12 protein-coding genes and 2 tRNA genes are annotated in these 12,387 nt (G+C 72.1%); 5 read left to right on the top strand and 9 right to left on the bottom strand.

The window, feature by feature from the left end; genetic code table 11:
* The first annotated feature begins 710 nt into the window (after positions 1-710).
* On the top strand, positions 711-1,688 hold the full coding sequence (locus K4S16_RS26045) for an ATP-binding cassette domain-containing protein (protein WP_149261683.1): 978 nt from the start codon (positions 711-713) through the stop codon (positions 1,686-1,688).
* The gene (locus K4S16_RS26040; RefSeq protein WP_149261629.1) at positions 1,685-2,506 is read left to right on the top strand and encodes an ABC transporter permease; all 822 of its coding nucleotides are present in this window, start codon (positions 1,685-1,687) and stop codon (positions 2,504-2,506) included. Before K4S16_RS26045 ends, K4S16_RS26040 begins: the two co-directional genes overlap by 4 nt.
* A 104-nt stretch (positions 2,507-2,610) precedes the next feature.
* Here the strand turns inward: K4S16_RS26040 and K4S16_RS26035 are convergent, their stop codons facing one another.
* Positions 2,611-5,844, bottom strand: coding sequence for a BTAD domain-containing putative transcriptional regulator (locus K4S16_RS26035; protein ID WP_160161028.1), 3,234 nt, complete (start codon positions 5,842-5,844; stop codon positions 2,611-2,613).
* Between the two features lie 68 nt (positions 5,845-5,912).
* On the opposite strand from K4S16_RS26035, the gene K4S16_RS26030 reads away from it, so the two are divergent.
* From K4S16_RS26030 to K4S16_RS26020, 3 genes are read left to right on the top strand one after another with little or no spacing between them, the layout of a single operon-like run.
* Entirely contained in the window at positions 5,913-6,170 is a 258-nt protein-coding gene (locus K4S16_RS26030; protein ID WP_149261627.1) for a Rho termination factor N-terminal domain-containing protein, read from the top strand.
* A gap of 60 nt (positions 6,171-6,230) precedes the next feature.
* Entirely contained in the window at positions 6,231-6,740 is a 510-nt protein-coding gene (locus tag K4S16_RS26025; protein WP_149261626.1) for a DUF1360 domain-containing protein, read from the top strand.
* A gap of 48 nt (positions 6,741-6,788) precedes the next feature.
* Positions 6,789-7,904 (top strand): Vms1/Ankzf1 family peptidyl-tRNA hydrolase, encoded by a 1,116-nt coding sequence (locus K4S16_RS26020; RefSeq protein WP_149261625.1) that lies wholly within the window; start codon positions 6,789-6,791, stop codon positions 7,902-7,904.
* Here K4S16_RS26020 and K4S16_RS26015 read toward each other — a convergent pair.
* The 8 genes from K4S16_RS26015 to nadD all read right to left on the bottom strand — a co-directional run bounded on the left by K4S16_RS26015 (position 7,891) and on the right by nadD (position 12,346).
* Positions 7,891-8,955, bottom strand: coding sequence for an RNA-guided endonuclease TnpB family protein (locus tag K4S16_RS26015; RefSeq protein ID WP_200842110.1), 1,065 nt, complete (start codon positions 8,953-8,955; stop codon positions 7,891-7,893). The genes K4S16_RS26020 and K4S16_RS26015 overlap by 14 nt on opposite strands.
* A 178-nt stretch (positions 8,956-9,133) precedes the next feature.
* A tRNA-Ala gene (locus K4S16_RS26010) sits at positions 9,134-9,206 on the bottom strand.
* 89 nt (positions 9,207-9,295) lie between these two features.
* Complete coding sequence (locus K4S16_RS26005) at positions 9,296-9,676, bottom strand: hypothetical protein (protein ID WP_149261624.1); 381 nt, start codon at positions 9,674-9,676, stop codon at positions 9,296-9,298.
* Between the two features lie 114 nt (positions 9,677-9,790).
* Entirely contained in the window at positions 9,791-10,021 is a 231-nt protein-coding gene (locus tag K4S16_RS26000) for a hypothetical protein (protein WP_149261623.1), read from the bottom strand.
* A gap of 358 nt (positions 10,022-10,379) precedes the next feature.
* A tRNA-Ala gene (locus tag K4S16_RS25995) sits at positions 10,380-10,452 on the bottom strand.
* Positions 10,453-10,531: 79 nt separating this feature from the next.
* The gene (locus K4S16_RS25990) at positions 10,532-11,194 is read right to left on the bottom strand and encodes a histidine phosphatase family protein (protein WP_149261622.1); all 663 of its coding nucleotides are present in this window, start codon (positions 11,192-11,194) and stop codon (positions 10,532-10,534) included.
* Complete coding sequence (rsfS, locus tag K4S16_RS25985; protein WP_149261621.1) at positions 11,187-11,600, bottom strand: ribosome silencing factor; 414 nt, start codon at positions 11,598-11,600, stop codon at positions 11,187-11,189. The genes K4S16_RS25990 and rsfS overlap by 8 nt, the downstream gene beginning before the upstream one ends.
* Before the next feature lie 146 nt (positions 11,601-11,746).
* The gene (gene nadD / locus K4S16_RS25980; RefSeq protein ID WP_149261620.1) at positions 11,747-12,346 is read right to left on the bottom strand and encodes a nicotinate-nucleotide adenylyltransferase; all 600 of its coding nucleotides are present in this window, start codon (positions 12,344-12,346) and stop codon (positions 11,747-11,749) included.
* Positions 12,347-12,387 lie beyond the last annotated feature (41 nt).

Raw genomic sequence — 12,387 nt, 5'->3', positions numbered from 1 at the left:
GGCATCACCACCCCCCGAACAGAGGGGCGGCATTGCCTCAAAGAAATCCCCACCACCCCCACAAAGGAGAGCGGCACGGGGCGACCCGGCCGAACAATCGACCGAGCCGATAAAGGCACTGGCTTTTAACACGCTGTTGAGTTCTCAAGAAACGGACACCCACCGCGCCGAACCCCGCTCTCGCGGACCCCGGCTCCGGGGCAACCCTGCTAACTTACCAGACCCATCTCCGCTGTCAAGCAGATCCGTGAAGATCTTTCGACGAGTCGGAGGTGTGCCCGTCCCCGCGCGACGACACATCCCCAGGCCGAAGAGACCTGGAAAGATCGTTCCGTAGGAGGCGCCCTGCGGGCCGGCCACCTCTCGGCGTCCTGCATCCCGTCCGGGCTTGTACTTCAAGAGTACCTCGGCCTGCAGCACGCTGCGAACCGTTTTCCTCTGTCCGTGTCCCCCGGGGCCGTCCGCCTCTCGGCGTCCCGCATCCCCTTGGGGCACCACAGAGATTAGGCAGCCCCGGAAGAGCCGTCAAATCGGGATCGGCCCCTTGTTCGTCCCTCCCGCGAAACCCGCAGGTCATGCGCGGTTCAATTCGACGGAATCAGTGCCCCGTCAGTGCCGCGTCAGCGTCCGCCCGGCGGTGTCCGCGCCACGTCAGCGCCTTCCCCCACGGTGGTGACCGTCACAGCGAAGGACTGATGAAAGGCACCCAGATGGACGAAGTGATCCGCGGGGAGGGGCTCCGGAAACGGTTCGGGGAGACGAAGGCCCTGGACGGTGTGGACATCACGGCCCGCCGAGGCACGGTCCTCGGGGTCCTCGGCCCGAACGGAGCGGGCAAGACCACCGCGGTGCGCGTGCTGGCGACACTGCTCAAGCCGGACGCCGGGCGCGCCGAGGTGGCCGGATACGACGTGGTGAAGGACGCGGTGCGCGTCCGGGCGAAGATCGGGCTGACGGGGCAGTACGCGTCGGTCGACGAGGAGCTGACGGGCTTCGAGAACCTCGTGATGATCGCCCGGCTGCTGGACTTCGGCCGCGCGGAGGCGAAGGCGCGGGCGCGGCGCCTGCTCGACCGGTTCCGGCTCACCGACGCGGGGTCCCGCGCGGTGAAGACGTACTCGGGCGGGATGCGCCGCCGGCTGGACCTGGCGGCGAGCCTGATCAACCACCCGGAGATCATCTACCTGGACGAGCCGACGACCGGGCTGGACCCGCGGGCGCGCAACGAGGTCTGGGACACCGTCCGGGAGGTCGTCGCCGACGGGGCGACGGTGCTGCTGACCACGCAGTACCTGGAGGAGGCCGACGCCCTCGCCGACCGCATCGCGGTGTTCGACCACGGGCGGGTCATCGCCGAGGGCACCTCCGACAGCCTGAAGTCGCAGGTCGGACGGCAGACGCTGGTGGTCCGGGCGGCCGAGCCGTTCCGCGCCGCGCAGCTCACCGCGATCGTCGCGGAGCTGACCGGTGAGCGTCCGGAGGTGCAGCAGGCCACGGGCCTCGTCACGGCGCCCGTGCACGATCCGCGGCTGCTGTCGGTTCTGGTGCGGCGGCTGGACGAGGCGTCCATCGTGGCGGCGGAGCTGGCGTTGCGGATGCCGAGCCTCGACGAGGTGTTCCTCACACTCACGGGCCATCTGGCCGAAGAGCCCAACTCCGAGCTCGTTTCCGAGGGGAGCGTCGCATGACCGCCATCACCGTCGACGGCCGTCCGCCCGCCGCGGAGCCGCCCGCGCGCATCAGCGCGCGGCGGACGCTGCGGCACGGTCTCACCCTGGCGTGGCGCAACGTCGCCCAGTTGAAGCACTCGCCCGAAAAGCTGCTGGACACGACGCTGATGCCGATCGTGTTCCTGCTGCTGTTCCTGTACGTGTTCGGCGGCGCGGTGGCCGGCGACACGCATTCCTACCTGCAGCAGCTGCTTCCGGGCCTCGTCGCGCAGATGGCGATGTTCGCCACGATGGGGCTCGGAACGGCGCTGAACGAGGACATCCACAAGGGCGTGTTCGACCGGTTCCGCAGCCTTCCGATCGCCCGTTCCGCGCCGCTGCTCGGGACGGTCCTCGGCGACACGGTCCGGTTCATCACCGTGATGACGGTGCTCGTGGGGTTCGGGTCCGCCCTCGGGTTCCGGTTCCACACCGATCCGCTGTCGGTGCTGGCGGCCTTCGCGCTGGCGTACGTGTTCTACCTGGCCGTCTGCTGGATCTCGGTGCTCGTGGGGCTGGTCGCGCCGACGCCTGACACGGTGCAGGGGTTCTCGTTCATCTGGGTGATGCCGCTGACGTTCGGCAGCAGCATCCTCGTGCCGGACACGTCCACGATGCCGGGCTGGCTGGAGGCGTGGTCGAAGGTCAACCCGGTCACGCATCTGGCGGAGTCGGTGCGCGCGCTGACCGTCGGCGGCCCGATCGGGAACCACGCCTGGTACACGCTCGCCTGGGCGGCGGGAATCGTCCTCGTCACGTTCCCGCTGGCCATGCGCATGTACTCGCGGAGGGCCTGACGGCCGGTCCGCCACCGAAGGCGCGCCGTCCCGGAGAACCGTCCGGGACTGCGCGCCTTTGTCGCGTCTCGCTTAGCCCCAACGACCCCAGGCACGGGTGCCGCTCAGATAGAGGCGATCAGCCTGTCCGCCTGGTCGAAGACTTCCTTCCGGGTGACCTGACGGCCGCGCTCGTACGCGGCGGCGAACGCCTCCTCGCCGAGGACGCCGCTGACGAGCGGCAGCGTCCGGCGGACCTCGTAGCTCGCCGTGTCGCGGTAGCCGAGCAGCTTGTGCGCCGTGCCCAGTAGCTCGGCGGCCCGCACGTGCCGCCCGCGCGCGGCGGCGTAGGCGGCGACGCCCTCGACGAGCGCGGCCACGGTCGGGTTCCCCATGAACGTGTCGTTCCGGAGACCGCTCAGCGCTTGGACGTGCCGGCGCGCGGCGGCCTCCAGGTCGCCGACCTCCTCCGCGAGGCAGCCGAGGCGGCTGGACGTCCGGCGGGCGACCTGCACGATGTCGGGGCGGTGCCCGCGCGACTCGATCCACCCGCACGCGCGATCGGCGTGGGCGCGGGCGGCGGCGCGGTCGCCTTCCAGCAGCGCTATCTCGCACAGCATGAGGGAAGCGGTCGCGGCGTCGGCGAAGTCGCCGATGCGTTCGGACTGCGCCATGGCGCGCTCCAGGTCGGCGCGGGCGCGGGCGACCTCACCCAGTTGGGCCCGTGCCCACGCGAGCTGCGCGAGCAGTTGGGAGCCCTGCTCGGGGCTGACGTCGACCGTCGCGTACCCGTACGCCTCCTCGCCGAGCCGGACGGCCTCCGCCAGGTCGCCGCGCGCCACGGCGGTCTGCATCATCCCGCTCAGCGCGACGATCATCCCGAACCGGTCGCCGAGCTCGCGGAACCGCGCGTAGCCGTCGGCCGCCTGCTCGGCGGCGTCGTCGATCTCACCGTAGTTGATCCCCAGGTGCGCCAAGATGACGCGGACGACGGCGCGCACCCACGGATCGTCGTGGTCGCGAATGCGGCCCAGACCACGCCTGACCTCTTCCATGTCTCCGCTGAGCACGTTGGACGCCGTCTCGGCGAGCGCGAGCACGGGATGCGAGGGTGAGGGGGGCACCACGGCCGCCGCCTCGCTCATGGCCCGGCGCAGCGACTCCTGCGTCGGCCCCTCCTCCTTGGTCATCTCACTCACGAGGGCGGCGGAGACGACGCACATCGCGTAAGGCTCCTCCAGGCCGCGCGGCGCGGCGCCGCCCGCCATGTCGCGGACGGCGATCGTCCAGCCGCCCGCTTCGCGTTCCATGTCGCGCAGGATCCAGAACCACACCAGCCCGGCCACGAGCCGCAGGGCCGTCTCGACGTCGCCCACCTCGGTGACATGGCGGAAGGCGACGGTGAAGTTCTCGCGTTCGGCGGCCAGCCGGGCGGACCAGAGCAGCTGGTCGCGGCGGCGCAGTTCGGGCTCTGCGCGCTCGGCGAACTCGACGAGGTACGCGGCGTGCTCGTCGCGGACGCGCCGGGTCTCGCCAGCCTCCTCCAGCCGCTCCCCCGCGTAGACGCGGACGGTCTCCAGCAGCCGGTACCGGACGTCGGTGTCGCCGTCGGCCATCACCAGCGACTTGTCGATGAGCGCGGCGATCACGTCGATGACGTCGCGGGGGTCGGGCGCGTCCGGCGCGTCGAGGCCGCACACGCGGACGGCGGCGTCCGGCGTGGCGCCGCCGGCGAACACCGCGAGGCGGCGCAGGACGGCGCGCTCCCGCTCGTCCAGCAGGTCCCAGCTCCAGTCGACGACGGCGCGCAGGGTCCGGTGCCGGGGCAGGGCGGTGCGGCTGCCGCCGGTCAGCAGCCGGAACCGGTCGCCGAGGCGGGCCGCGACCTGGCCGGGGGTGAGGGAGCGCAGCCGCGCGGCGGCCAGTTCGATCGCGAGCGGGATGCCGTCGAGCGCGCGGCAGATCTCGACGACGTCGGCGACGGTGCCGGCGTCGACCGCGAAGCCGGGGCGGACGGCGGCGGCGCGGTCGGCGAACAGCCGCACCGAGGCATAGCCGAGGGCGTCGGCCGGGTCGGCGGTGCCCTCCTCCGGCAGCGGGAGGGACGGCACCGGGCACAGCGACTCGCCGGTGATGCCGAGGGGTTCGCGGCTGGTCGCGAGGACGCGGACGCCGTCGGCGTGGGCGACGACGTGGTCGACGAGCCGCGCGACGGCGTCGATGAGGTGCTCGCAGTTGTCGAGGACGAGCACCATCCGCTTGGCGGCGAGGAAGTCGGTGAGCCGTTCGAGGGGCCGCACCACCGCGCGGGTCTCGGTGGGACGGACGCTCTCGGGAACGCCCAGCGCCGACAGCACCGCCTGCACCACGTCGCCCGGACCGCTGACGGGGGCGAGCGGAACGAACCACACGCCGTCCGGCATCTCGTCGACCAGCGCGCCGGCGCTCTCCCCGGCGAGCCGCGTCTTGCCGGCGCCGCCGGGACCGGTGAGGGTGACGAGCCGGGTCTCGCGGAGCAGCTTGCCGACCCGCTGCGACTCCTCCTCCCGCCCGACGAAGCTGGTGAGCCGCGCGGGCAGGTTGGTGCGCGCGGACCGCGGGCCGGGCGGAGGCGGCGGCGCGGGCTCCGGCGCCCGGGCGGTCGTCTCGCGGCGCAGGATCGACAGGTGGACGGCGGCCAGTTCCGGGGACGGGTCGACGCCGAGCCGGTCGGCCAGGGCGCGCCGCGTCTCCTCGTACACCTCCAGCGCCTCGGCCTGCCGCCCCGCGGCGTACAAGGCGCGCATCAGCTGGCCGCGCAGCCGCTCGCGCAGCGGGTTCGCGGCGGCGAGGGGCTCCAGTTCGGCGACCGGCGGGACGGGGAGCCCGGCGGCGATCTCGGCGTCGACCCGGTCCTCGACCGCGGCGAGCCGCAGCTCCTCCAGGTGCGCGACGGCCGCGTGGGCGAAGTCGGCGTCGGCGACGTCGGCGAGGGCGGGCCCGCGCCACAGCGCGAGCGCCGCGCGCAGGCCGTCCGCCCGCGCGCGGGGATCGTCCTCGGCCCGGGCGGCGGCGACGCCGCGCTCGAACGCGACCGCGTCGATCTCGCCCGGGTCGATCCCGAGCCGGTAGCCCGCGGGGCCGTGCTCGACCATGTCCCGCCCGGCGACGCCGCGGAGCCGGGACACGAGCGCCTGCAGGGCGTTCCCGCCGGGGGGCGCGCCCTCCCACAGGTCGTCCAGGAGCCGCTCGGCCGACACGGGACGGCCCGCCTCGGCCGCCAGCCGCACGAGAAGGGCGCGCAGCCTGCGGCCCGCGACCTCGACGGGCCGCGCGGCCTCGTCCCGCACGTCGAGCGGCCCCAGGATGCCGATGCGCACGCGTGCCCCCTTCCCGCGTGTCATTGTCCCCGATGTGTGGATCTCGCGAGCCGGGTACGTGTTTCGACATGCCCAGAGCACAGATCAAGGACGAGAAGAAGTACCAGAAGCTCCGCGACAAGGGAGAGAGCAAGGAGAAGGCGGCGCGGATCGCCAACGCGTCCGCGAACCAGGGAAGCAAGAAGGTCGGCCGCAAGGGCGGCAAGAGCCCCTCCTACGACGACTGGACGAAGGACGAGCTGCTCCAGCGCGCCCGCGAGATCGGTGTCGAGGGCCGTTCCTCGATGAACAAGTCGGAGCTGGTCAAGGCGCTGCGCGATCACTAGGCGAGCGCACCCCGAGGGCGACGAGTTCTGCCTGATCGTCCGGGAACGGAAGGAGAACCCATGAACGCGGTCGTCGACACCGCGCGCAGGCAGAAGGAGGAGTACGCCGCCGGGCAGGACCGTCCCCTCGGCTCCTACCTCGGCACCCTGGCCGTCTACGCGCTCACCACGGGGACGCTGGCGCTGCTCGGCCGCCGCCTCCGCGACCGGACCCCGGCGATCGGCCTCGCCGACCTGGCGCTGATGACGGTCACCACGCACAAGGCGTCCCGTCTCATCACCAAGGACCCGGTGACGAGCCCCCTGCGCGCCCCGTTCACCCGCTACTCCGGGACGGCCGGCCCCGCCGAGCTGTCGGAGGAGGTGCGCGGCAAGGGCGTCCGGCACGCCGTCGGCGAGCTGATCACCTGCCCGTTCTGCACCGCCCAGTGGGTCGCGACGGCCTACGCGGCGGGCCTGGTGTTCGCCCCGGACGCCACCCGCCTCGCCGGCGCCACGATGACCGCGGTCGCCGGCTCGGACTGGTTGCAGCTCGCCTACGCGCGGCTCCAGCAGTCCGCCGAGGACTGACGCCCCGCACATCACGTTTGCCACGAATACGGGGGGTACGGCCAACCCATGGATCTGGCATTCCTCAAAACGCTGTACCAACGTCCGGGCCCGTACGCGTCGGTGTACGCGGACCTCACCCGGACCACCGAGGACGCGTCCAAGGCCGCCGAGCTGCGGTGGCGGGCGCTGCGCGCGGAACTGGAGGCGCAGGACACCCCCGAGGTCACGCTCCGCGCGATCGAGCAGACCATCCGGGACGACCTGGAGATGCGCCGCTCCGAAGGCATCGTGATCTTCGCCGCCGACGGCGAGGTGGTGTACGGTGACCGCCTCCCTGGCCCGCCCCGCAGCACGCGCGCCACCCTCGCCCCGCTCCCCGACGTCCTGCCCTACCTCGCCGAGCGCGGCGAGCGGTTCCCGCACCTGCTCGCGGTCGTCGACCGGCGCGGCGGCGCGATCGACTGCGTCACGGCCGACGGGAAGCACGAGCGCATCGACGTGGACGGGGACGAGCAGTACCCCATCCGCAAGGTGAAGGCGGGCGACTGGAACCAGTCCCGCTTCCAGCGCTCCTCGGAGAACGTCTGGAAGATCAACGCCAAGAAGGTCGCGCACGAGATCGACAGGGCGGCGGAGCGCTGCGGCGCCGAGGCCGTCGTGATCGCCGGCGACACCCGCGCCCGGACGGCCGTGCTGGAGGAGGTCTCGGAGCACGTCCTGGAGCACACCGTCGAGGCCGACAAGAACACCACGGTCGACGACCCGGACCTGGACGCCGAGCTGCGCCGCCTCCTGCAGCTGAAGTCCACCGAGCGCGTCATGACCGTGGCCGAGCGCTTCGACCGGGAGCTGGCGAACGGCCAGCGCGCCGTCTCCGGCCTGGACGCGACGACGGAGGCCGTGCGCCAGGCCCGCGTGGAGACGCTCCTGCTGGTGGACGACCCGGACTCGCAGGCCCGGCTGTGGGTCGGGCCCGACCCGTCCGAGGTCGCCACGTCCGCGGATCAGCTGCGCGAGGAGTTCGGCGTATCCGACCCCCGCGAGGTCCGCGCGGACGCCGCCCTGGTGAGAGCGGCCGCCGCCACCGACGGCGAACTGGTCGTCCTGCCCGCGGACGGCCCGACCCCCGACCAACATGTGGGCGCCGTCCTACGCTTCACCGCGTCAACTACTCGGCCTTGAAGGGACCGAGTCTTCTGGTTCGGTCCTTGGGGCGTTGTTCGCGCTCCCGACTGCCCGTTACGGCGGGGCGGTCACGGGTCGCATCCACCTCGATGAAGGCCACACCGGCGCGGCGGGCCTTGTACTCGATGAAGGCGCCGAGCTGGCGGAACGGCCAGGACGACAGGCGTGCCCGCTGGTCGCGAGGAACCGTGACCCGTCCGCGGATTCCACCCAGCTCTTCGAGTGCGATGTCGCGTCCGGTGCGTGCCGCGACGGCGACGACCTGCTTGGAAATCGTGTGGTTGACGTGGCGGGCGTGCCGGGCCTCCCGCCGGGCCCGCTTCTTCAGCAGCCGGGCCGCCGCCCGGGTGCGTTTGGCCTGGAGTTCGGCGCGTTTGCGAGCCTGCCAGCGGCGGTAGCGGTCCAGGCGCCGCCCTTGATGGTTGTCGCCGTCGCTGGTGGTGGCCAGGTTGACGATGCCGCGGTCCACGCCCACCCAGTCGGCGGGTTCGTACACCTGCGGTTCGGGGATGTCGCAGGTGGCGATCAGCAACCACTTCCCGTCCCGGTGGACGAGGTCGGATTCACCGCGCCGGTGCGCGGCCAGTGTCTTGGCCTGCTCGGGTGAGCAGGCGAACCGCAGATGCTTGGCCCGGCCTCTCACGGTCCAGATGCTGACCGTGCCCGCGTCCAGCTGCCAGGACAGGCACCGGTCGTCGTAGGTGTGCGCGGCCTCGGGGCGGAAGGCGATCGGTTTGGCCTCGGCTTTGCGGCGCCGCTTGGAGCCCGGGCCGCCGAGGCCGCCGCCGCGCATGCCGGCCCGCAGGGCAGTGTAGGCGTCCACGACCCGTTTGATCACGTGCTGGGCGGCCTGGGCGCCCAGCCCGCCGGCCTTGAGGTCGCCGTAACACAGCCTCCGCAAGGGCAACTCCCGGGCACGGAGCCCGAACCGGGCGAAAGCGACAGCCGAGACGTGATCGGCGGCGGTGTTGACCTGGTGGAGGGTGTCGGTCAGGGCCGCCGCCTGCTCGGGCGTCGGCAGCAGCCTCACCTGCACCACCAGCTTCACAATCCGTGACCATATCATTACGCTCACCGGATTGCTCGGGGTCGGGCCCGGGCGGCGCTCACGCACCGCGCACGACACAAGCGATCCCTCCCGGCCCCGCAAGGACCGGGGTCCTCGCCAGAAAACCGCCCGAACATACGAAAAGGAGTGGCGCTCTGCGCCACTCCTGCCTCGTTTGTGGAGCTATGGGGATTCGAACCCCAGACCTCCTCCATGCCATGGAGGCGCGCTACCAACTGCGCCATAGCCCCTCGGTCGAGGAAAAGCTTAGTGCACGTTGGGAGCGCTCGGGACGCGCGGCCGCGGAGGTGCGCCTCCGCGGCCGCCGACCGCGGCAGGGCTACTTCGCGGTGAAGACGTACAGCAGGTCGTTGGCCGTCGGCACCTGGACGACGAGGCTCCTGAGCCACTCGTACGCGCCGAGGAGCGTGTCGCTCTCGACCGTCTTGCCGCTCGCGTCGGTGCGCTCGGTGTGGAGCTCGTTGGAGTACTGCTCCTTGCTCTGGTCGCGGACGTCGCACAGTATCCGGCCGGGTTCGGCCCCGCGCGGGAGCAGCTTGAGGTGCGACAGCACGTCGAGCGCACTGGTGCAGTCGTCGACCTTCTGGGTCTCCGGGGCGGGCGGCGGAGCGGCCTGCGCGGGGACGGTCGTCGCCGTGACGGACGCCCCGGCGACCGCCGCGGCCAGCAGCAGCCTCTTCCCGGTGAACCGGCTTGTCATGGGGTCAACCCTCATCTCGATCATGCATCGCCACGGGAGGGCCTTCCCTCATGATCAACATCGCGAAGCACGGCCGGGGGAAAGGCAGCCGCCGCCATGGTGAAGGCTTTGCGGTCAGACCCACCCGAGCCGCTCGCCGACCTCGTCGGGCGCGTAGCCCCGCGCACCCCCGTCGCCGATCCACACCATCCCGTCCGCCTCCGCGACGGTCCCCACGGCGTGCTCCTGCGGCATCCGGGGCTGGATCGCCAGCCGCACCTGGGCGTCAGGATCGAACCGGCGCAGCTCGTCGATCAGGTCGGCCACGGTGACCTCGCGCTTCGCCCCCCTGCGGTGTCTTCCCATACCCCGCATGAAACCACCCCCGCGCCGATGCTCCACCCACCGAGCACCCCCCAAACGCCCAACGGCCCACCCCCCTCGCCAAGGGGCCGCACCCCACCCGCGGATGCCCGACAACCAAGCCAAGAGGGGGGCAAGGGGGCGAAGCCCCCAAAGAAGGGGGCAAGGGGCGAAGCCCCAAAACGAAAGCGCGCTCACACCGGCCACGCGGCGACCGGTGGACGACCGGGGACCTGAGCCGGGAGGGGGCGTGGGGGCGGAGCCCCCACATCGGGGGTCTGGGGGTCGCCCCCCAGGCAGAAATGAAGAAGGGAGTCCCGACCCACGCTTTCCGTGGGTAGGGGACTCCCAACTCCATTCGTGGAGCTATGGGGATTCGAACCCCAGACCTCCTCCATGCCATGGAGGCGCGCTACCAACTGCGCCATAGCCCCGCCGTCGCATGGACGTTCATCCTGCGACGCCCCGCCAGTGTATAGGACGGGCGGGACTGGTCTCGAATCGTTTCGGACGTCAGGTGCCGGTGTCGGGGCGGTCGTCGCTGAGGACGGGTTCGGGGAGGGTGCCGGCGTTGTGCTCGGCGAGGCGCCAGCCGCCGTTCCGCATCTCGGTGACGACCGACCAGCAGCAGTTGGACAGGCCGCCGAGGCGCTCCCAGGTCTCCTCGGGGAGGCCGAGGAGGTGGGACATGCCGAGGCGGAGCGCGGCGCCGTGGGAGGCGACGACGAGCTGCCCTGTGGGCTCCAGGTCGTCGAGGGCGCGTTCGAGGGCGGCGCCGACCCGCTTGGCGACCTGGGCGCTGGTCTCGCCGCCGGGCGGCTGCCAGGCGGCGTGCTCGGCGGGGTAGCGCTCGCTGATCTCGCGGGCGGTGAGGCCCTCCCATGCGCCGCCGTCGCGTTCGATGAGGTCCCGGTCGTACCGGACGGGCAGTCCGGTGAGGTCGGCGAGGGCCTGGGCGGTGTCGGCGGCGCGGCGCAGCGGCGAGGCCAGCAGCGAGGTGGGCCGGAGCCCGGCGAGGAGGCGGGCGGCGCGCTGGGCCTGCGCGACGCCGGTCTCGTCGAGAGGGATGTCGGTCTTGCCCTGGAAGCGGCGTTCGACGTTCCACGAGGTCTGGCCGTGCCGCCAGAGGACGAGCCGGCGTCTGCCCGGTTCGCGGGCCGGGCGGGCGTCACTCACTCGGGCTCCCGACGGCGCGGGCGCGCTGGGCCTGGTGCGCGGTGACGGCGGCCGGCAGGTCGATGAGGGGGCAGTCTTTCCAGAGCCGTTCGAGGGCGTAGAACATGCGGTCCTCCTCGTGCTGGATGTGCACGATGATGTCCGCGTAGTCCAGCAGGACCCAGCGGCCCTCACGCTCGCCCTCGCGGCGGACGGGCTTGGCCTCGGCCTCCTCGCGCAGGCGCTTTTCCACCTCGTCGACGATGGCGCGGACCTGCCGGTCGCTGGGGGCCGAGCAGAGCAGGAACGCGTCGGTGATGACGAGCTGCTCGCTCACGTCGTAGGCAAGAATGTCGTCGGCCAGCTTGTCGCCCGCCGCCTCGGCGGCGATCCGGACGAGCTGCGCCGCCCTCTCGGATGCGGTCACGATGCGCTCGCGATCCTCCCTGTAGGGGTCGTCTCCGCTCCCACCCTCTCACGTGCGGCGGTCGATCGACCTCTTTGTCGTTGTTCGACCGCAATGGCGGTTGCGGCCCCGTTCTCCATCCCAGAATAGGCGGCGGCGCCGTCCCGTCAGGCGGCGGTGCGGTAGAGGCCCCGCTTGTTGATGTACTGGACGATCCCGTCCGGGACGAGGTACCAGATGGGTTCGCCGGAGTTGACGCGTTCCCGGCACTCGGTGGAGGAGATCGACAGGGCGGGCACCTCCATGAGGGAGACGCGCCCGTCGGGCAGCCCGGGGTCGGCGAGCCGGTGGCCGGGGCGGGTGACGCCGATGAAGTGCGCGAGTTCGAACAGCTCGGCGGTGTCGTGCCAGGTGAGCATCTTCTCCAGTGCGTCCGCGCCCGTGATGAAGAACAGGTCGGCGTCCGGGCCCTGGATCTCGCGCATGTCGCGGAGCGTGTCGACGGTGTAGGTGGGGCCGGGCCGGTCGATGTCGATGCGGCTGACGGAGAAGCGCGGGTTGGACGCGGTGGCGATGACGGCCATGAGGTAGCGGTCCTCCGCGGCGGCGACCTTGCCCATCTCCTTGTGGGCCGAGAGGCCGGTCGGCACGAACACGACCTCGTCCAGGGAGAAGAAGTGCGCGACCTCGCTGGCGGCCACGAGGTGCCCGTGGTGGATCGGGTCGAACGTGCCGCCCATGATCCCCAGGCGCCGCTTTTGCGTCATAGCGACGACAATAGCCAGCCGGACCGGCGCCCGGAACGCCC

Origin of the sequence: Actinomadura sp. K4S16 (assembly GCF_008327685.1) — a bacterium.
In the GTDB taxonomy this organism is placed as follows: Bacteria; Actinomycetota; Actinomycetes; order Streptosporangiales; family Streptosporangiaceae; genus Spirillospora.
The sequence above is the reverse complement of the archived record's forward strand: the minus strand, read 5'-3'. Positions and strand labels throughout refer to the sequence as shown.